This window comes from Pseudoalteromonas rubra (assembly GCF_005887095.1).
Taxonomy (GTDB): Bacteria; Pseudomonadota; Gammaproteobacteria; order Enterobacterales; family Alteromonadaceae; genus Pseudoalteromonas; species Pseudoalteromonas rubra_E.
Genome location: NZ_PNCI01000018.1, coordinates 134,539 through 155,733 on the forward strand (window position 1 = coordinate 134,539; position 21,195 = coordinate 155,733).

Annotated in this window: 20 protein-coding genes; 9 read left to right on the forward strand and 11 right to left on the reverse strand. The window is 49.0% G+C overall.

The window, feature by feature from the left end; genetic code table 11:
* Window positions 1–59 precede the first annotated feature (59 nt).
* Entirely contained in the window at window positions 60–2,015 is a 1,956-nt protein-coding gene (locus CWB99_RS09230) for an ATP-binding protein (protein WP_138551064.1), read from the reverse strand.
* Between the two features lie 194 nt (window positions 2,016–2,209).
* Here CWB99_RS09230 and CWB99_RS09235 point away from each other — a divergent pair, with 194 nt between their 5' ends.
* From CWB99_RS09235 to CWB99_RS09250, 4 genes are all read left to right on the forward strand, one after another.
* Complete coding sequence (locus tag CWB99_RS09235; protein ID WP_138551063.1) at window positions 2,210–2,776, forward strand: glutathione peroxidase; 567 nt, start codon at window positions 2,210–2,212, stop codon at window positions 2,774–2,776.
* Between the two features lie 65 nt (window positions 2,777–2,841).
* Window positions 2,842–3,123 (forward strand): peptidylprolyl isomerase, encoded by a 282-nt coding sequence (locus CWB99_RS09240; protein WP_138551062.1) that lies wholly within the window; start codon window positions 2,842–2,844, stop codon window positions 3,121–3,123.
* 147 nt (window positions 3,124–3,270) lie between these two features.
* Window positions 3,271–3,849, forward strand: coding sequence for a glutathione S-transferase family protein (locus CWB99_RS09245; RefSeq protein ID WP_138551061.1), 579 nt, complete (start codon window positions 3,271–3,273; stop codon window positions 3,847–3,849).
* Window positions 3,850–3,873: 24 nt separating this feature from the next.
* A complete protein-coding gene (locus tag CWB99_RS09250; RefSeq protein WP_138551060.1) occupies window positions 3,874–4,224 on the forward strand; it encodes a DUF2750 domain-containing protein in 351 nt (116 codons plus the stop codon).
* Window positions 4,225–4,230: 6 nt separating this feature from the next.
* Here the strand turns inward: CWB99_RS09250 and CWB99_RS09255 are convergent, their stop codons facing one another.
* The 10 genes from CWB99_RS09255 to ndk form a co-directional block, all read right to left on the reverse strand.
* Window positions 4,231–4,614 (reverse strand): VOC family protein, encoded by a 384-nt coding sequence (locus tag CWB99_RS09255; RefSeq protein ID WP_138551059.1) that lies wholly within the window; start codon window positions 4,612–4,614, stop codon window positions 4,231–4,233.
* Window positions 4,615–4,741: 127 nt separating this feature from the next.
* Window positions 4,742–6,214, reverse strand: a complete 1,473-nt coding sequence (der, locus tag CWB99_RS09260) for a ribosome biogenesis GTPase Der (protein ID WP_138551058.1) — start codon at window positions 6,212–6,214, stop codon at window positions 4,742–4,744.
* Window positions 6,215–6,288: 74 nt separating this feature from the next.
* Complete coding sequence (gene bamB / locus CWB99_RS09265; RefSeq protein ID WP_138551057.1) at window positions 6,289–7,467, reverse strand: outer membrane protein assembly factor BamB; 1,179 nt, start codon at window positions 7,465–7,467, stop codon at window positions 6,289–6,291.
* 9 nt (window positions 7,468–7,476) lie between these two features.
* Entirely contained in the window at window positions 7,477–8,094 is a 618-nt protein-coding gene (locus CWB99_RS09270) for a YfgM family protein (protein WP_138551056.1), read from the reverse strand.
* 73 nt (window positions 8,095–8,167) lie between these two features.
* Entirely contained in the window at window positions 8,168–9,445 is a 1,278-nt protein-coding gene (gene hisS, locus CWB99_RS09275) for a histidine--tRNA ligase (protein WP_138551055.1), read from the reverse strand.
* 133 nt (window positions 9,446–9,578) lie between these two features.
* A complete protein-coding gene (ispG, locus tag CWB99_RS09280; RefSeq protein WP_138551054.1) occupies window positions 9,579–10,697 on the reverse strand; it encodes a flavodoxin-dependent (E)-4-hydroxy-3-methylbut-2-enyl-diphosphate synthase in 1,119 nt (372 codons plus the stop codon).
* Between the two features lie 5 nt (window positions 10,698–10,702).
* A complete protein-coding gene (locus CWB99_RS09285; RefSeq protein WP_138551053.1) occupies window positions 10,703–11,689 on the reverse strand; it encodes a RodZ domain-containing protein in 987 nt (328 codons plus the stop codon).
* Window positions 11,686–13,317 carry a type IV pilus biogenesis/stability protein PilW gene (gene pilW / locus CWB99_RS09290; protein WP_138551052.1) on the reverse strand — a complete coding sequence of 544 codons (1,632 nt, stop codon included), beginning with the start codon at window positions 13,315–13,317 and terminating at the stop codon, window positions 11,686–11,688. The genes CWB99_RS09285 and pilW overlap by 4 nt, the downstream gene beginning before the upstream one ends.
* 135 nt (window positions 13,318–13,452) lie before the next feature.
* Window positions 13,453–14,583: a bifunctional tRNA (adenosine(37)-C2)-methyltransferase TrmG/ribosomal RNA large subunit methyltransferase RlmN gene (locus CWB99_RS09295; protein WP_010383939.1), complete on the reverse strand. Its 1,131-nt coding sequence runs from the start codon at window positions 14,581–14,583 to the stop codon at window positions 13,453–13,455.
* Between the two features lie 188 nt (window positions 14,584–14,771).
* Window positions 14,772–15,203, reverse strand: a complete 432-nt coding sequence (ndk, locus tag CWB99_RS09300; RefSeq protein WP_010383936.1) for a nucleoside-diphosphate kinase — start codon at window positions 15,201–15,203, stop codon at window positions 14,772–14,774.
* A gap of 313 nt (window positions 15,204–15,516) precedes the next feature.
* Here ndk and yegQ point away from each other — a divergent pair, with 313 nt between their 5' ends.
* From yegQ to CWB99_RS09325, 5 genes are all read left to right on the forward strand, one after another.
* Window positions 15,517–16,875, forward strand: a complete 1,359-nt coding sequence (yegQ, locus tag CWB99_RS09305; RefSeq protein WP_138551051.1) for a tRNA 5-hydroxyuridine modification protein YegQ — start codon at window positions 15,517–15,519, stop codon at window positions 16,873–16,875.
* 24 nt (window positions 16,876–16,899) lie between these two features.
* Window positions 16,900–17,151 (forward strand): YfhL family 4Fe-4S dicluster ferredoxin, encoded by a 252-nt coding sequence (locus tag CWB99_RS09310; RefSeq protein WP_138551050.1) that lies wholly within the window; start codon window positions 16,900–16,902, stop codon window positions 17,149–17,151.
* Between the two features lie 187 nt (window positions 17,152–17,338).
* Window positions 17,339–18,097, forward strand: coding sequence for an EAL domain-containing protein (locus CWB99_RS09315; RefSeq protein WP_138551049.1), 759 nt, complete (start codon window positions 17,339–17,341; stop codon window positions 18,095–18,097).
* Between the two features lie 9 nt (window positions 18,098–18,106).
* Window positions 18,107–20,791, forward strand: coding sequence for a PAS domain-containing protein (locus CWB99_RS09320; protein ID WP_138551048.1), 2,685 nt, complete (start codon window positions 18,107–18,109; stop codon window positions 20,789–20,791).
* Window positions 20,788–21,195: a response regulator gene (locus CWB99_RS09325; RefSeq protein WP_138551047.1), complete on the forward strand. Its 408-nt coding sequence runs from the start codon at window positions 20,788–20,790 to the stop codon at window positions 21,193–21,195. The genes CWB99_RS09320 and CWB99_RS09325 overlap by 4 nt, the downstream gene beginning before the upstream one ends.

Here is a 21,195-nt window from a genome sequence, read left to right on the forward strand (position 1 = left end):
AGCAACAAACCCAGCGGAGACACTCATCCTTTAGTTATAGACAGTGATCCCCAATGGCGCTAGTGCTCCAACTGAATTGGCAGTTCAATGTGAATGCAGGCACCTTCATCCGGATTATTCTCGGCATAAATACAGCCTTTATGCAGTAGCACGAACTCTTTGCAAATTGCCAACCCAAGTCCCGTTCCACCCGCACCACTGTTGGTTTTACTGCTCTGTGCAAACTTGTCAAAAATGTGTTCAAGTTCATCCTCCGGGATCCCAACCCCTTTATCGCGCACCAACAGGTGTACATAGCCGGATCTTTGCATGACAGTGACACTAACTTGACTGTATTCCGGGCTAAATTTCAGCGCATTGCCGAGTAAATTTCTCATCACCTGAGTGAGCTGCTCAGCGTCACAAAACAACATTATGACGTCTTCCTGCACATCCACCTCAATGCGAATATGCCGTGCCATGGCCAGACCCGAGACATCTTCTTTTGCAGTATGCACTAAGGTCAGCAAATTATGTGATGCCGGGTTAAAAGGAAAACGCCCTGCATCGAGCTTAGATAAATCGAGCAGGTTGTTCAGTAACAACAGTAAACGTTCACCACTGGTTTCGATACGCGACAAATATTTTTCTAACTTGCCCACAGGTATCTCACCACAACCCAGCTTATCAAGCCCGAAGCGGGCAAAACTCAGAATTGAATGCATCGGGGTTCTGAGTTCATGTGACATATTCGCCAGAAACTCAGACTTACTGATATTTGCGGCTTCCGCAGCTTCTTTGGCGGCCTGCAGCTGGGCCGTACGCGCCTGAACCTCGACTTCCAGTACTTCTTTGGCTTCTTCCAGTAACTGTTGTTTACGCTTTAGCTGAGCGACGTTCTTAAAAATCGCTGCCAGCGCAATTTCGCCATGATGATCAATTTCGATAAAAGTGCCCATCAGAGGAATACTGGGCCCTTCTTCCTGTGGCAGCACCAGCTCACAATTAAAATGGCGCAAGATACCACCAGTATTAATCGCTTCTTTTAGTGCCGAAACCGATGAAGGTTCAAACAAATTGAATATCGAATGCTGCTGAAGCTGATCGCTGGGCAGACGCAACAAGGTCGTGCAACCATCGTTCGCCTCAATCACGTAGCCATCCAGATTAAACAACATGATGGGGTCAGGCGTGTGCTTATAAATCACCCGCAGTAAGCTGTCTCTTTCAATCAGCGCATCGACCGTATCCTGTAAACGTTCCACCAGTTCCTGATTATGTCGACGCAGCAACTCGCTCTGCCACAGTTTATGCAGAGATTGCAGCAGCGCGCCTTCATCGATGGGCTTAGTTAGCACATCTTCCACTCCCTGACGGATGGCTTCCATCATATCAACCTGATCTTGCCGTGAAGTCATCAACAAACAGCGCGTATCGCGGTGAACCTGCCGCACCTTCTTAAAAACATCCAGCCCGCTTCCCTGTTCCAGATTGAAATCACAAATCAACAAATCGATATCATGGCTACTTGCCTGCTGCATAGCCTCAGCAACACAGCGCGCAGTTACCACCGTAAGTTGTGCGCCACGTAAACTGGCCGTCAGGCGCGCAAGGCGCTCCTCTCTGTGATCAACCAGTAAAATTTTGGGCAGCTCAAGGCGATCATGATCGCCCGTTTCAAGCACTCGCTCCAGCAAGCTAGTGATTTCTTTATTACCGAAAAAAGGGTAAATCACAATGGCATTACACAGCATCCGGTTTAAGCGACTGAATGCCTCAACATGTTCTGAGTTTTCCGGCTTAGGAGCCAATAAAATCAGGCGGTCATGGTCTTTAAGCGCAGACAGAGCGTCGAACGTAGTATCAGGCAGGCCATGGGCAATAGCGACAACATGGTAGGAAAAAAAGTCCTGAACTTTGTGTAATACCTGAAAGTGCAGGTGCACCACTTCACAACCCAGTAACTCAAATAACACCTTCAGTCTCATAGCCAGCACACTGCTGCTATCGATAATCAATACCTTGTTGTTTTCCATAACTAAACCCTGTTGTGGTAAGCCAAATTACCGGAATATTCTTCTCAATCATTGCATTCAGTTTAGTCAAGAATTGCCTAGACGATACTCTGTGCGGTTGAATCATGCTGTTCAACAGGTAAACTGTGAACTTAACACCGTCGCGTCGCGTATACTCAGGCATTGAATTTAAAACAGTTTCAGGGAGCTCCCCAATGATAAAACCGCTACTGATTTCATTAGCACTGCTCACCAGCGCCAGCATTCAGGCCAGTGATACCCCTAACTTCTCAAAGAGCACAGCATGTGATGACTTCACGGGCTACGAATTCCGAAAGCTCAGATCAAAAGACACCGTTGACTTGTGTGCTTTCAAAGGCAAACCTCTATTGGTGGTCAATACCGCCAGTAATTGCGGGTTTACCGGTCAGTTCGATGGCCTCGAAAAGCTACACAAAGCTTATGCAGATAAGGGCTTGGTCGTGCTAGGGTTTCCTTCTGATGACTTTTTCCAGGAAGAGAACGACGAGAAAGATACCGCTGAAGTGTGCTTTATTAACTATGGCGTCACCTTCACAATGATGGCAACCGGCGCGGTACGAGGCAGTGATGCAAACCCGCTCTTTCAACACCTTGGCGAGCAGAGCGGAGCGCCCATGTGGAATTTTTACAAGTACCTGATCTCTGCCGATCGTAAGACCATACAGCAGTTCAACAGCAGAACTAAGCCTATGTCTGAGCCACTGATCGCTGCGATTGAAAAAGAACTTGATCTTAAATAATGCGCTTTAAATCTAAGTATATTAGAATAATGTATGAGCATTAATTAACCACCCATGGAGAGATAATGACACTAGCCAGCGCAAGACATATTTTAGTCGATAACGAAGCCCAATGCCTGGAACTCAAGCAACGTATTGCATCAGGCGAAGACTTTGCCGACATTGCCAAACAGTATTCAAGTTGTCCGTCCGGTCAGGATGGAGGAGAACTGGGCGAGTTTGGGCCTGGTATGATGGTCCCCGAGTTCGACAAAGTGGTTTTTTCTGCACCGATCAACGAAGTACAAGGGCCTGTTCAAACTCAGTTCGGGTACCACCTGCTTGAAGTGACAAGCCGGGTAGAATAAGCATCACCCGCACCCGTTTGCTACTGGCAGCTTACTGCTGCCGGTAGCCCTGCTTATTATGTCTTAAATCTGCCCTGCCTTGTTTCTACCCACATAAAAGTAGTGCTATAGTCATTGCGCATCCAACTAAAACATAAGGATTGAGTGATGATCTTATACGGCTCGGACACGTCTCCGTACGTCAGGCGCATCCGCATCTACTGCCTTCGCCATGATATTACCCTGGACTATCGAAAACTGGACATCTTCAGTGATGAAGGCAGAGCAACGCTTAACCAATACAACCCAGCACGAAAACTGCCTTTTCTGCTGGCTGACGATCAGCCGGTACTCGACTCAAACGTCATTGCCCGTTATTTACAACAGAAGTTTTCTCTTCCTCACCTCAACTGGGCGCAGGAAAATCTCTTAACGATCCTTAATGCCTGTAACGATTCTCTGGTAGAGCTTTTACTGTGTCAGCGCTCAGAGTTTGATACCAACGAAGACAGGCTATTCTTTAACCTACAACGTGGCAGGATAGCCGAAACACTACAGGTATTAGACCAGCGTTGTCAGGAAAACGTATTTTTAAACTGCGAGTATCTTCAGATCAGTTTATACTGCCTGCTGGATTGGATCCGCTTCAGAGACTTGTTCGACTTAACTGCGTACAACGCCCTGGGGCAGTTTTATGACCAATGGCAGTCTCTTGATGAGATACGTCTTACAGATCCCAGAGCATAAGCTCATTAACTTTGGAAATACACCATGAGTGACATCGAAATAGAATCGGAAGTAGTCAGTTTTGTCGTTGCAGCGAAAGAACAGGAGCAAGTTTGGGCACTGGGCTCAGAGGATGGCGGCCTGGTTGTCGTTGACTCTAACCAGTTTGAAGAATCAGACGTGTTACTGCTGTGGGATAACGAAGACAATGCAAAAGCACAATGTCGTGATGAGTGGGCTGATTTTAAACCTATCGCCATCGCACTTGACGAGCTGCTTGACGAGTGGATTGAAGATTTACGCGACGATAACGCGCTGCTAGGCCTAAACTGGAACGATGACAACGTCTGTACAGAAATTGAGCCTGTCGGTCTTGCCCGGGCACTGTCTGATTAGTCCGGCTTAGTCGGCACACACTAAGGCAACCAGCGTGCCTTCTATTGAGCGCACATAAGCCTGTGTGTGCTCCCCTTTTTGGCAAGGTGGCGACAAAGGTTCTGCCCCCGCAGCAACCGCCCTGTCGTAGCTTTTTGCAACATTCTCACAGCCTAATGTCAATTCAAACCCCAGCGCAGGCTGCTTAGGCTGGCTACGAATATAGCTTTGTTTAAACTGTGCCTGAGCGACTGGGTGTGTGGCAAATGCCAGCAGCACTTCTCCGGTATCCAGCTCTCCATAATCCCCGTCCTCGCTGAGACCACAGGCACTCAGGCCAAATGCCTGATAGTAAAAATCCAGTACCTCTTCGACACTATCAACGTAGATCACGGTTTTCAGAAACTGCATGGCTAATATTCGGGCTAAATAAATATAAATAAAGCATATTTTTCGTTCAGCGTAAACCGATTTAGGATCCTGACAGCCATGACGCAGGCAGTAAAAAGGGCGCCATTGGCGCCCTGTTATCAAGCAATTACTGCTTATTCTTTTGCTCTTTGGTAAATGCCCTGAGTTTACGCTTCTGCGACAGGGTCATTTTATTGGTGCGACCAGAATACGGGTTATCCCCTTCACGGAACTCGATCTTAATCGGCGTGCCCATGATATTCAGCGCTTTACGATAGTAGTTCATCAGGTAACGCTTATAACTGTCTGGCAAGTCATGCACCTGATTACCATGGATCACGATACGCGGCGGGTTATATCCCCCGGCATGGGCATATTTCAGCTTAACCCGGCGACCACGTACCAGAGGTGGCTGGTGATCGGCCTGAGCCATGTCCATGATACGTCTGAGCATAGCTGTACTAACACGCTTAGTTGCCGACTCATAGGCTTCTTCAACCGATTCAAACAAGTGGCCAACCCCGGTGCCATGCAGCGCAGAAATAAAATGCAGGCGAGCAAAATCAATAAAGCCAAGACGACGATCCAGTTCAGACTTAATACGCTCTTTGACGTAGTCATCCAGACCATCCCATTTATTTACCGCAATTACCAAAGAACGGCCCGCATTCAGGGCAAAGCCCAGCAGACTGAGATCCTGGTCAGAGATACCTTCACGGGCATCGATCACCAATAAAATAACGTTGGCGTCTTCAATCGCTTTTAGCGTTTTGATAACCGAGAACTTTTCGACCACATCACTGACTTTCTTACGCTTACGAACACCGGCGGTGTCGATCAGCACATAGTCACGCTCATTACGGGTCATCGGAATGTAGATGGAATCCCGTGTGGTGCCCGGCATATCATACACAATGACCCGCTCCTCACCGAGAATACGATTAGTAAGCGTCGATTTGCCCACATTTGGTCGACCAATAATCGCCAGTTTAATGGGCTTGTCTTCAAAGCCGGTTTTCCCCTCTTCCGGGGCTTCTTCTCCTTCCAGATAAAGCTCTGTCAGCAGCTCATCGTCCTGCTCAATCTCATCTTCTTCAGCAGCCAGTTCGGCAATTACCGGACCCAGCGTGGCTTCAAGGAGTTGCGTCACGCCTCGACCATGCGCTGCGGCAATATGGTACACCTCTCCCAGTGCTAGCTGATAAAACTCGGCACAGTTAGAATCAGCATCAATGCCGTCTGTTTTATTGGCAACAACAAAACTCTTCTTTTGTTGCTTGCGTAAATGCTGCGCAATGGCTTGGTCAGCCGCGGTCATGCCGGCACGGGCATCAACCAGAAAGAGCACCACATCGGCTTCTTCAATGGCCAGCAAGGACTGCTCTGCCATTTCCGTTTCGATACCTTCTTCACTGCCATCAATACCGCCGGTATCGACCACGATAAACTCATAGCCATCATAGTTTGCCTGGCCATATTTACGGTCACGTGTTAGGCCCGGAAAGTCCGCCACCAACGCATCACGCGTGCGAGTCAGACGATTAAATAAAGTGGATTTACCCACATTGGGTCGCCCGACGAGAGCGATCACAGGAAGCATAGACTACCTCTTTTAAAAACAACAAAAGGCTTCGCACCGCGAAGCCTTACTTCTATTTATACCGTGTATAGTGATTACGGAATTTTTACCGCACTGACTTCACCATCACGGGTGTACAGGATCAGTTTGTCATCTACCACGATTGGCTCGACAAAAAAGCCCGAACTATCAAATTCTTCGCGAGACACCAGCGCACCAGTTTGTTTATCCAGCCAGTGCAAGTTTCCTTCCTGATCTCCGACTACCAGATAGTCTCCCGCTACTGCTGGGGTGGTCAGATACCAGCCGCGTAATGCCGACTGACTCCAGCGTTCGATGCCTGATTCTCTATCTAGAGCATAGAGTACGCCCTCGCTATCTACCAAATAAATGGTATTCAGTTCAATGCTCAGGTCTCGGTAACTGCTGTATTCACGGTCCCAGATCACATTACCATTGCGCACATCCAATGCCGCTAGTTTACCATTATACGCTATGGTATACACGGTACTGCCAATCACAACAGGCTTAGTGTCTACATCAACCAGACGCTCAAACTCAGAAGCACCTTTTGCCAGGGCAATATCTGTGCTCCAAGCCATAAAGCCGTTTTCTGCAATCAATACCGACAGCTTACCGCTTTCTTCACCGACCAGTACGCCGCCATTTGCTGACGTGGGTGAACTCAAGCCACGCAAGGTCAGGGCCGGAACTTCCTGTTCAAACTGCCAACGCTCTTCACCCGTATCAGGGTGCAACGCCAACAACTTACCTGAACCCAGATTCACATACACCAAACCATCTCCGGCAGCTGGTGTAGAAAGGGCCTCTCCCGGGACTGACTTGCGCCAAACCACCTCACCGGTTTCACGATCCAGAGCAACAACTTCGCCATGCTCTGAGCCAATATATAACTTGCCATAAGCCTGCAAAATGCCACCCGACAACTTTGCACTGTCATCGTCTTCCCAGGGCCAGAAAGCCGGGTTTTCACGGGTATCGACTTCCCACAGCGTATCTCCACTGTCAACATCCAGCGCAGCAACGAGACCGTTTCGCTCAGCAACATAAACCGTGTTCTGATAGGAGGTTGGGGTCAAACGAGAAAAATAATGCTCAACGCCGTCGCCCAGAGACTCCTGCCAAACCACATTCGTTTCGAACTGATTTACAATCTCGGGTAACACCAACTCTTGTTCATCATCATCGCTTGAGGAACACCCCAGTAATGACGCCATACACAGCGCCAGAGAGGCCATAGTCAACTTCTTCATGGCTACTCCTTAAAGTGCTGCTGTGCTAGCCAGGTCGTCCAGTTTGATTTGCAACAGTGGGTTATTGTCGCTGCCACCGGCTGTCACTGCCTTTTGATATTCATCACGCGCGGCGTCTTTTTTACCTTGCGCCAAAAGAATATCACCTTTGACTTCAGCAAGCTGGGCTGCAAAGCTTTCAGGCATTTGATTGCCTAACGTGGCCATTGCCGCACTGTAATCTTCCTGTGCCGCCTGAACACGTGCTAAACGCAGATAAGCCGTGGCTTTTAGCTCTGGCGCTTTCACCGTGCTTGCTGCGAAGGTCAGCTTCTCTTGGGCAACATCCAGCTTGCCCTGCTCCACCGCTTCTTTGGCAGCAACAAAGGCTGCCAGAACTGCGTAGCTAGACTCGCCGTTATTCGTTAAAAATTCATCGCTTTTGGTCAGAACGTCACCACTATCAACCAGCTGGTTGTAGGCTTCAGAACCGGCTTCTGCGCTATCGATTTGATGCTGATTGTAAGCTTTCCAACCATACAGACCACCCAGGCCCAGCACCGCGCCGATAATCAAAGATGTTCCATTTTCACGGAAAAATCGTTTTATTGCTTCGGCTTGTTGTTCTTCTGTTGAATAAATTTCCATTCTGACCTCTTTATTAATAGCGTAAAACCAGTACCCAACTTTTGGGTAACCCGGCTTTACTGCGCATCAGCGCTTATTCCACCAACGTTGACAACAGGCTCTTTGCCTCTGCCAGTGTCAGGGTAACTTGTTCTTTATGTTCGCGGAGATACTTAACAGTCACCTTACCTTCGGCCAATTCATCTTCGCCAAAAATCAGGGCAACCAGGGCATCGCTTTTGTCCGCACGTTTTAATTGTTTCTTGAAGTTGCCACCACCGGCGTTAACCAGTACCCGCAGGCCTGGGATTTCACTGCGTAGTTGTTGCGCAATGACCGGAGCCTGAATGCTGGCCTGCTCGCCCATCGCTGCAACGAACACATCTGCATTACGGCGTACTGTGCCGATACGTTCAAGCTCTTGTAACATCAGTACAAGACGCTCCATCCCCATGGCAAAGCCCACAGCCGGAGTCGCTTTACCACCGACTTGCTCTACCAAGCCATCATAACGGCCACCGGCACACACGGTACCTTGCGCGCCTAAGCTATCCGTTACCCATTCAAATACGGTGCGATTATAATAGTCTAGGCCGCGTACCAGTTTTTCATTAACCTGGTATTCGACGCCCGCAGCGTCCAAACGTTCACATAAATTTGCAAAATGTTGACGAGACTCTTCGTCCAGATATTCAGACAGTTTTGGTGCATTCACCAAAATGGCCTGAACGTCTGGGTTTTTGCTATCCAAAACACGCAATGGATTGCTGTGCATACGACGTTTTGAGTCTTCGTCGAGTTGTGACTCGTGCTGCTCAAGGAACGCAATGAGCGCATCACGATAAGTTGCACGCGCTTCGTTTGAGCCCAGTGAATTCAGTTCCAGACGAACAAAATCCTTGATCCCAAACTGCTGCCATAAACGCGCAGTCATCAGGATCACTTCCGCGTCCATATCGGCACTGGCTACGCCAAAGGTTTCCACACCAAACTGGTGGAACTGGCGGTAACGGCCCTTTTGCGGACGCTCGTGACGAAACATGGGTCCCATGTACCACAAACGCTGTTCCTGATTGTACAGTAAGCCGTTCTGATTACCGGCCCGCACACAAACCGCGGTGCCTTCAGGACGCAAGGTCAGGAAATCGCCATTGCGATCTTCGAAGGTATACATTTCTTTTTCAACGATATCGGTGACTTCACCAATCGAGCGCTTAAACAGCTCGGTGGATTCTACGATAGGGAAGCGGATCTCCTGATATCCAAAAGATGCCACTGTGTCACGTAAGATAGATTCTACCTTCTGCCAGACTTGCGTATCACCCGGCAGACAATCGTTCATACCTCGAATTGCCTGAATTTGTTTTGCCACTGAAAATCCTAGTAATCTAATTTTTTACACGAAATGGCTGGCTAAGCCCGATGACTTAGCCAGTTCTGATAAACCCGCTATTATACCCAGCTCGGCTAAAACGTAAACGCTTAGTTTGCCTAGTCTGTACCGGTTATTCCACTATCTTGACATCGATTTTGGGTTCATTCTGCTGTTTTTCAACATAGCTGCGTACCTGCTCTTCCAGCTGTTCAACGATATGATCGTTGTCGATACGCAATTTTTGACGCTCGCCATTGATGTACAAACCCGAACGACGATTTGCACCGGCCAGACCTAAATCACTTACCAGCGCCTCTCCAGGACCGTTCACCACGCAACCAATCACAGAAACAGAGATGGGTGCGGTAATATCCTCAAGGCGCTCTTCCAGCTGGTTCATGGTATTGACCACATCGAATTCCTGTCGTGAACAGCTTGGACAAGCAATAAAGTTGATACCACGTGAACGGATCCGCAAAGACTTTAGAATGTCAAAGCCCACTTTGACTTCCTGAACCGGATCGGCCGCTAAAGATACGCGCAGCGTATCACCAATCCCCTCAGCCAATAGCATCCCCAGGCCCACAGCAGATTTCACCGAGCCCGCGCGCATCCCACCGGCTTCGGTGATCCCCAGGTGCAGAGGCTGATCAATCTCTTTTGCCAACAGGCGATAGGCACCCACAGCTAAAAATACATCTGAGGCTTTAACTGAGACTTTAAACTGGTCAAAGTCGAGTCGCTGGAGTATTTCAACATGGCGCATGGCCGATTCAAGCAAAGCTTCAGGCGTCGGTTCGCCGTATTTTTCCTGTAAATCACGCTCCAATGACCCACCGTTGACGCCGATGCGAATGGGAATGTTTTTATCCCGGGCGGCATCAACTACAGCACGAATACGCTCTTCGTTACCAATGTTCCCAGGGTTGATGCGCAGGCAATCCACACCATATTCCGCTACTTTCAGGGCAATACGGTAATCAAAATGAATATCTGCGACTAACGGAATTTCGGACTGCGCTTTGATACTCTTAAACGCCTCTGCAGCTTCCATGGTTGGCACGGATACTCGCACAATGTCTGCGCCGGCATCGGCAATCGCCCGGATCTGAGCCACTGTGGCATCTACGTCCAGGGTATTGGTGTTGGTCATCGACTGCACGGCGATCGGTGCGCCATCCCCGATTGGGACATTACCCACATTAATACGCGTGGATTTTCTACGTTTGATCGGTGATTCTGAAAACATGACGATTACTCTGCTAACGGTAAATTGAATTTGGCTAAACGGTTGCGTGGCAGCCCGGAAATATCCACGGCTTCGCCATCCAGTGTGATGCTCACAGCACGATGTTTGCCCAGTACGACTGAAAACGGGGCGACACCACTGACGGTCATGGTATACCCTGCTTTTTTAACACCAAACGCAACTCGTTCCTGGCTGGCGTCAAAGATCTCAACCCAGCTGTCTTCTTTAAACACCATCACTATGGTGCTCTGTGAAAATTCGCTTTGTGTATTGTCAGGCTCTGGGTCAGTGACCGGTGCTGACGATACTTCTGTTGCCACAGTATTGCGTGATGCGTCAGTATTCTCCTGCGCTGCCTCACTCTCAGGTGTCACCGACGCTAATTGAGGTCGCGGACCGCTCACATTATCTGGCTGTACAGCAGGCTCAGTGGTGGTGTTCAGTTCACCACTATCAACCATATCCTTATTTGGCCTATTCTCTTGTGACACCTCTTTGGGCGTCTCATCCGGCACGCTGGTTACAGGCGTACTGACCTGAGGAATATCCCGGGCATCCCCTGGTGTGATCTCATTTTGTGTACTGCTGGTTTGCCAGAACCAAATCGCCGAGCTACCGATCACCAACACTAAGACTGCATAACTAAACCACATCAGGCGGTTATCGTGTGCTTCTTTTTCGGTTCGACGCGAGAAGCTCTTCATCTTACCCTTTTGCTCGGGTACAACTGGCGACTGATATAACCGTAAGGTTTCCTGTGCATCCAGGCCCAGTAAGCCACAGTAGCTTTTGATATACCCTTTCACAAAAGTCTCTGGGCCCAGCTTATGATAGTCGTCCTGTTCCAGCTTGTTGATCTGGGATTCACTGAGCTTCAGCCGCGCGGTGATCACCTCAAAGCTGACGCCTTTGTCGTGTCTGGCCTTAGCCAGTGTTTGTCCGAGCGACAATACGTCGCTGCTGGTATCTGTGTCTAATTCTGCTTCGTTCATAAAGTATAGTTATCTGGATCCACGATTAAGAGATGTCGTCCCGGTTGTAAGACGATACCGGGTGTCAATTTGTTCCACCGCATCAGGTCGTCAATCTGTAAATTGTATTCCATTGCAATGTCGAACAGGGACTGGCCTTCACCTATGGTGTGGACGATTTTAGGGTCATTTAAATACACTACCTGACCAATCGAGAGTTTGTCCGACTCGCGTAAATTATTCCATGCCATCAGTTTTTCTAACTTAAGGTTGTACTTCACTGACACACTAAACAGGTTTTCTCCCAGCCTTACGGTATGCTGAGGGATGCTGGGGAGCATAATATCTGTATTCAACAGACCACCCGCAGCGCGATTTGGTGTCCGAGCAGAAGCAGGTTCAGCCGGCAGTTGTGCCAACCAACTATCTGTTGGCTCAACGCTTGAACGAGATGAAGACGCTGAAAATGAAATATCCTCAGGGTCAGGCTCATAAAACACCACTTTCCCTTGCTGCGTTGAAGTCACAGGCTTAACCACAGTCGAGGTCGCCTTTTGCGGTATTGTCGCGGCGCTCACTGTATCCTGTGCAGGTGAATTCTGGGTGAATTGCTGAGTACGCAACGAACGTGTTGGCGCTTTTATCTGCGACTGCTGAGACACAACGGAAGATAGCTCTGACGCCTCAACACGAGTGCTGACAGCCTCCACTTTCCGGCGCACTTTGATCTTAGGCTCTGCCACTAAATGGGTCGGCGACTTATGGGTGATTTTAGTTAACTGGGCCTGGCGGTATTGCTCTTTCAGACGCTCAAATTCGCTGTCCTTCAGGCGCTGCTGGATCACCAGCGCAGCCTGAGGAGACTCTGGGTAAGTTTGCAATAACAAGGTGGCCGTTTCTTCCGCTTGTTGCAAATGACCTTTGCGTAACTCCAGTAGGTGAGACAACAATAACCCACGTGCCGAAACAAACCCGCGGTCACCATACACCTTAAGGACTTCTTCTGCTCTATGCAGTTCACTCTTTGCATAGTGTAAGCCAGCCATTAATAACAAGGTCGACTGACGCTGACCATTGTGTTTCTCGGCACTGCTCAGATACTCGAGCGCTAACTCGAAATTATCCTGACGCAATGCACACAGCGCTAAATTTTCATAGCTTTGTGCCACACGAATGTAGCTTGGGATCTCTATGGCTTTAAAGAGCTGCTCTGTCGCTTCATCATATTTGCCGATACGACATAAGAAGGTGCCATAGTTATTGAGCGTGTTTGGATCTTTCGGCGCCAGTGCCAGTGCTTTTTGATAAGCCTGCTCGGCACGGGCATTCTCGCCTACCTGCTCATAGTAATAAGCCAGAGAATAATGAGCTTCGGGGAGTTGCGGCGCCAATGTCAATGCGCGTTCAAGGTTATACTTGGCCTGCGTATTATTGCCATTGGCCAGATATTGCAATGCCAGAGAAATACGGGTTTTAGCCGCGTCTTCTCGGCTTGCTTTGCTTTGCACAACCGGTTTATCACTGTTGGCATAGCGAGTTTCGGTCACACAGCCACTGAGTACCACGCCCAATGTCATCAGCAACCCGGTTCGGGCAGCCACAGTGCGCTTTGAGACCTCAAAGGAGAAACTTTTTACCAATGAAAACATAGCTAAACTAAACACTTTAGTTAAAAGCGCGCACTGACAGGTGACAGTCGGCGTAAGGCCGCAGGCATAGCTCACCAGAGCGCTGTTGATCTATGCCCATATATTACCCGAATGCGTTCGAGTTTCACCCTTTTTTTAGCCAACCTTCACCGCTATCGCGTTGTCTTCCAGCTGCTTTTTCTTAGCAAGACGCTTAGTTCTGTCTACCACGTCTCCTACCAGCTGACCACAGGCGGCATCGATATCGTCGCCACGGGTACGGCGCACGATACAGGTTAACCCGGCTGCCTGAAGTACTTTAGAGAAACGGTCAATACGGCTGTTGCTCGAACGCCCATACTCATTGCCCGGGAACGGGTTAAATGGGATCAGGTTGATTTTAGACGGCGTGCCTTTCAATACCTGGACCAGTTCATGGGCATGATCGGTGCTGTCGTTCACACCCTGTAACATCACATATTCAATGGTGACGTCTTTATTGGCCTTTGAACCATCGATATAACGGCGACAGGCCGCCAGGAACTCTTCAATCGGGTACTTTTTATTGATAGGTACCAGCTCATCACGCAGCGGATTATTTGGCGCGTGTAAGGAAATCGCCAGTGCTACGTCAATTTTCTCTTTCAGAATATCCAATGCCGGTACCACGCCCGAGGTACTCAGGGTAACACGACGCTTAGACAGACCAAATGCCCAGTCGTCCATCATCAGTTCCATGGCAGGCACTACATTGTTGATGTTAAGCAGCGGCTCACCCATGCCCATCATCACCACATTGGTGATCGGACGCTTGGTGCTGTCACCATCATGCAAGCCGATGTCTTTGGCTACGCGCCACACCTGGCCGATGATTTCACTGACTTTCAGGTTACGGTTAAAGCCCTGTTGGGCTGTTGAGCAGAAGGTGCACTCCAGCGCACAACCCACCTGAGACGAGACACACAAAGTGGCACGGTCTTTTTCCGGGATCCACACAGTCTCCACTTCCTGTCCGCCATCCAGTACAAGGGCGTACTTGATGGTGCCATCGCTGGCCTGCTGGCGTACCGAGATTTCCGGTGCACGGATCTCACACTCCGCCTGCAACTTAGCGCGCAGCTTTTTATTGATGTTGCTCATATCATCGAAGTTATCGATGCCGAAGTGGTAAATCCATTTCATGACCTGATCGGCGCGAAACGGTTTTTCACCGTATGATGCAAACAACTCGCGCATCCCCTCGCGATTTAAATCAAGTAAGTTAATTTTTTTCTCAGTCGTAGTCATGAAACAACCCCAGATCAGATGACGGCCAGTGCAAATTTAATAAAACGCCGAATTGTACAAAATTCAATCAACGCTTTCAAATCTGAATACTTTGCTAAGCCTGCTGTCTGTCGCATTCAGGCTTAGCAAAGTGCATCAGGGACGAAAAAAGGGCGCTAAGGCCCTTCTTTCCTGTCACCGTGCTCGAATTAACGAGTACGTGCGCACAGCTCTTCTTCAGTGAAGAAGTAAGCGATTTCACGTGCAGCAGACTCTGGAGCGTCTGAACCGTGTACCGCGTTTTCGTCGATGCTGTCAGCGTAGTCAGCACGTAGCGTACCCGCTAGCGCTTCAGCTGGGTTAGTTGCACCCATGATTTCACGGTTTTTACGGATTGCATCTTCGCCTTCAAGAACCTGAACCATTACTGGACCAGAAGTCATGAACTCAACCAAAGCACCGAAGAAAGGACGCTCTTTGTGCTCTGCGTAGAAACCTTCTGCTTTCTCTTGAGAAAGGTGGATCATTTTAGCTGCAACGATCTTCAGACCAGCAGACTCGAAACGGTTGTAGATTGCACCGATGTGGTTTTTAGCGACCGCATCAGGCTTAACGATTGAAAAAGTACGCTCTAAAGCCATCTTTTTTGCTCCAAAATGAAATTAATGAATTTATACGGGCGCGAATTATACGCGTTTTAGATGTAAAAACCTACTATTTCCGTCCCGTGATTGTTTTGTGTGAAACCAAACCTTATGTGGCCACAGGTTGCGCAATTTGCCATGTCCCTCGCAAAACCTGATCCAAGTCAAAAAACACCTCAGCAGCTTGCCCTATACTGCGCCGCTTTTTGATTTAACCCAATCGTCCGGCTCACTGCGATGCAGGGCGCACAGACGATTGATTTACCCCAACAGCTGACCCGTAATCAGTTCAATGTATGAGGTTTTTGAGATGTTTGTACCTGAGCTCCTTTCACCCGCCGGTAGTTTAAAGAACATGCGTTACGCTTTTGCGTACGGTGCCGATGCGGTGTACGCCGGCCAGCCGCGCTACAGCCTGCGCGTGCGCAACAATGAATTTGACCTGGCCAATCTGGAAATTGGCATTAACGAAGCCCACCAGCAAAATAAAAAGCTGTATGTGGTGTCTAACATTGCACCACATAACGGCAAGGTCAAAACCTACCTGCGTGATATCGAGCCAGTCATTGCCATGCAACCGGATGCATTAATCATGTCCGATCCGGGCCTTATCATGCTGGTACGCGAAAAATGGCCAGACATGCCCATCCATTTATCGGTTCAGGCCAATGCCGTGAACTATGCTGCTGTGCAGTTCTGGGCAAAGCAAGGCATAGAACGGGTGATCCTGTCTCGTGAGCTGTCGCTGGAAGAAATTGCCGAAATTCGCACTTTGTGCCCAGATACCGAGCTGGAAGTATTTGTACATGGTGCGCTGTGTATGGCCTACTCTGGGCGCTGTTTGCTCTCTGGCTACATCAATAAGCGCGACCCGAACCAGGGCACCTGTACCAATGCCTGCCGCTGGAGCTACGACGTTAAGCCCGGAGAAGAAACGGCCACAGGTGACGTAGTTCACAAAATACATCCGCAACAGGTGATCCCGACTTTAGGCGACGGACAACCGACCGATCAGGTGTTTATGCTTGAAGAACAAGGTCGACCGGGTGAGTACATGCCGGCCTTTGAAGATGAACATGGCACTTACATTATGAATTCCAAAGACCTGCGTGCCGTGCAATACGTTGATCAGCTGACCAAAATGGGTGTGCACAGCCTGAAAATTGAAGGCCGGACTAAGTCTTTTTACTATGTTGCCAGAACTGCGCAGGTTTATCGTCGTGCTATTGACGATGCAGTCGCAGGTAAGCCGTTCGACCCGTCATTGATGCGAACACTGGAAAATCTGGCGCACCGGGGCTACACCGAAGGCTTCCTCAAACGCCACGCCCATCAGGATTACCAAAATTATGAGTACGGTCATTCTGTGTCTGATCAGCAGCAGTTTGTTGGTGAAATTTTGGGTCGCCACGACAATGGCCTGGTGGAAATTGACGTTAAAAACAAGTTCTGTACCGGCCACAGCCTGGAGCTGATGACCCCGCAGGGCAATATCAACTTTACCCTTGAGCATATGGAAAATAAAAAAGGTGAGCAGATCAGCGATGCCAAGGGCTCGGGCCATATTGTGAAGATCCCACTGCCCGAAGACATTGACCTGAGCCATGCTATTTTGATGCGTAACCTGGGTGCACAGGAAGACACCCGTAATCCGTTTAAAAAAGCCTGAACCGGCCAGGACGGAGCATAAACCATGGCGTTACTGATCAACAGTAAATGTATTAACTGCGATATGTGCGATCCGGAATGTCCTAACCAGGCAATCTATATGGGTGAGAAAATCTACCAGATAGACCCGGATAAATGCACTGAGTGCGTCGGGCACTACGACCAGCCAACCTGCGTCAGTGTCTGCCCGATTGACTGTATTAAACCAGACCCCGCACATCGTGAGAGCCTGGATACGCTGGCTGAGAAGTTTCTCAAACTGACAGGCCAAAGCTAATCTCTGTTAAAAGCGCCCACGGGCGCTTTTTCTTTTTATTATTGCCCGGATATCAGCACAGCAGCGTAAATCTGGACTCAGCCCCTAAACGTATCATTCCCTTGTAAACCTGCGCACTGTTCGATTGCAAAACCCATAGGCTGTGCCAGACTTGTTAAGGCGTCTAACTTTTAAACAGGGAGTCTTTATGCCGGGCTGTAAAACTTGCCGTTGTCACACCGATTACAAAATGGACATCACCATGGCCATGCAACCAATCGTGAACCTGCGCACCCGGCAAGTCTATGCCTATGAAGCACTAGTCAGAGGCACACAGGGGCAGTCGGCAGGACAAGTACTCGCGCAGGTCACAGATGACAGCAAATATTATTTCGACCAGTTGTGCCGTACTACTGCCATTGAGATGATGGCCAATCTCAGCGACACCGCCAAGCTCTCCATCAACTTTTTACCCAACGCCATTTATGACCCCCAAACCTGCTTGCGTAAAACCCTCGAAGCCGCCGATAAATTCGATCTCGCAAAGGAACGTATTATTTTTGAGGTCTCTGAACAGGAACACCTCACTGACCATGAAAAACTCATCGACATCGCCAATACGTATAACAAAAACGGCTTCAAGGTTGCACTGGACGATTTTGGCGCCGGCTATGCAGGCATTGAAGTGCTGCACCGCTTTCAACCCGATATCATCAAGCTCGATATTTCGCTGATAAACGGCATTGCACAGGACCCGGTCAAACAGGCCATCGTGGATGGCATATGCCTGATGGCTCGACGGCTGAATATCGACCTGGTGGTCGAAGGCGTCGAAACTCTGGCTGACTACCACTGTCTGGTTGATTTAGGGGTGTATCTGATGCAGGGTTATTTATTCGCCAAACCTGCGATTGCAACTTTACCCATCCCAAACTTTCCCACGGAGTCAGCCGAGCACGCCGAGTAAGGACATCCCATGGAATCCAATAGTTTTGAGTCATTTTTTCATGATGCCTATATGCCACACGGGCACTGTTATTTGTGGCAACCCCATTTGCTGTGGGGCAATGTTATCTCGGATTTACTCATTGCCACCGCTTACTTCTCTATCCCCATTGCCATTATGATATTTGCCAAAAAACGGCCGGATGTCGGCGGGCACTGGCTGTTTGTGTTGTTTTCAAGTTTTATTCTGCTATGTGGACTGACTCATTTGATAGGGATTTACACCGTCTGGCAAGGCGCCTATGGTATGCATGCTCTGGCCAAAATGGCCACCGCACTGGTTTCTATCACCACCGCGGTGTACATGTTCCGCCTAATTCCCAGCGCCATTGCCATTCCCACCCCGAATCAGTTACAGGGGGTGTCACGCAAGCTCGACAAGGTCACACAGGAAAAACACCAGCTGGATTCAAAACTGGCTGAGCATGAGTTAACCCACTTTATACTCAACACCCTGCCTGCCAGTATCGTGGTACTCGACGAAAACTTTAAAATCACCCAATGTAATTCGCACTTTCTCAAGACTTTAGATCTGTGTGACACACAACCCAATGGTCAGCCCCTGAGCGAATTGATTGAATTCAGTGATCCCTTTACCACCATGGAAACACTGACCCACAAGCTGAACAATACCGACACGGCTGAATTGGCGACCCTATGCCAGGTCAAAGTAAAAGCTAAAGCGGCAGTGCCAATGGAAATGAAGCTGGTTAAGGCCCAGTTTGAAGGACAAAGTGTGGTACTGGCCCTGTTTAACAACCTGAGCACTTTGAAAAACACCGAGCGCGCACTCAAAGAGTCAGACAAAAAAATGCGCCGGGCCATCAATGCCACCGCTGATGGCATTTGGGAGTGGAATGTGGTGACCGGCGAGGTCAGTTACTCGCCTCGCCTGATGACGATGATAGGCAAAGCCAATATAGAGCATCCTGGCTACGAAGACTGGTTTGAACATATTCACCCGGAGCACCGCCAGCGTGTGGAGCAGGCCATTGAAGATCACTTTAAAAGTAAAGAGCAATACCAGGTAGAATATCAGGGCCGCAACGAGCATGGCGAGTACAGCTGGTTTATGGCAGTGGGTAATAGCCAGTTTGATGAGCAAGGCAAACCCCAGTTGATGTCTGGCGCACTGCGTAATATCGACTCCAGCAAAATACTGGAGCGTAAAGTCAGTGAAAAAACCAACATTTTAAATGCAATCTATAATGGTGCCAGTCAGGCAATCTGGCTGTTACAGGTAGAAGAAGACGGCGATTTTACTTTCCTGGAATTTAACCCCACCGCCTGCCAACGCGCATCCATTAAGCTGGAGGACATTCAGTTCAAACGTTTATCTGAATTACGTGGAAAAATGTTTGATGACCAAATTCTCAACCATATTCAGGACAACTACCAGACCTGTTGCGAACTCAAAAAGCCGTTGGAGTATATCGAAATGCTGCCAACGCATGGTCAGGAATTATGGTATCAAACAACGTTGTATCCTTTACTTGATAGTCAGGGTAACGTAAAGCAATTGGTTGGCACCGCTATTGACATCACAGCTCGGAAATACGCAGAGACCGAATTACGAGACAGCCAGCAATTTTTACAGCGCATTATCGATTCTGCCGTCTGTGGCTTATACCTATTTGATCTGACGCAGAAAACCAATGTGAAAATCAACCGCAGATACACCCACCTGCTCGGGTATACCCTTCAGGAGCTGGAAAACTGCAACCTGATGAACCTCTTTCACCCACAAGAACGCCCCCTACTGGATGCCCATATGAAAGAGGTCATCAGCAGTCACAGTGGGGATTTGATCCCGTTAAAGTACCGTTTTAAGCATAAGCAAGGGCATTGGGTCTGGTGCTATTCGCTGGATACGATAGTCACCCGAGATGAGCAGGGTAACCCGGAGCTGATGTTGGGGACGTTTGTCGATATCACGGAACAAACCAACCTGCTGCGTGAATTACAGGAATCCAATGCCAGCCTCGAGCATTTTGCCTTTATTGCTTCTCACGACTTACAAGAGCCACTGCGTAAAATTTCGGCCTTTTCCGACAGCTTGTCACAGCGGCTGGCACCTGCCCTGAAAGAAGACGATAAAGCCTGCTTTGAAATGGACAGGCTACTAGATGCAACTCAGCGCATGCGCACCATGATCCAGGACTTACTCAAGCTATCCAGGCTGAATGCGCACCAACTAAAACTAACCCGAGTATCACTCAATAGCCTGATAACTGAAGCGTGCGATCAACTGAGCTTTAAAATTGAGGAAAGTCACACCCAAATAGAGTGTGATAACCCAGATTGTGAACTGGAAGTTGATGCCTCTTTGTTTATTCAAATCTGGCAGAACCTGATTGCCAACAGCATTAAGTTCTGTGCTGACGGCGAGGCGCCCTGTGTGCGGATCACTACCCAGCGCGAGGGCGCGACGCTAATGTTGCACTATCAAGACAACGGCATAGGCGTACCTGAGCAGTTCAGGCAACAGATTTTTGAACCCTTCAGGCGCTTGCACGGCGACAGCCACAAAGGCAGTGGGATTGGTCTATCCTTATGTAAGAAGATAGTTGACCTGCATGACGGGCAAATTACCTGTACCGACAGCGAGCAAGCCGGTGCGCACTTTGTAATCAGGCTAAAACAACGGGAGCTATGATGGAAATCGTATTGGTTGAAGACGACCCGGATGACATTTATTTCTTTCAGCAAGCCTGTGCAGAGCTTCCCCAGGAGCCCAAAGTGACCGTGTTAAACAACGGCATTGAGTTTATCTCTCATGTGCAGCAAAGTGACAACCAGATGCCAGTTTACCTGCTGGACTTAAACATGCCACACAAGGGCGGGCTGGAAGCGCTGGAAGAGTTGCAACAGCAGGGGCTGGTAAACTCCCTGCTGGTGATCTGCTACACCACATCGGACAGTCCCAAAGATATCGCCAAAGCCTATCATCTGGGCGCCAAATCCTATTTAACCAAACCAAACCGGCTGACGGAGCTGACCGAACTGGTCCAGACGCTCATTAAATACTGGTTTCAATACAACCAAAAACGCAAAGGGTAA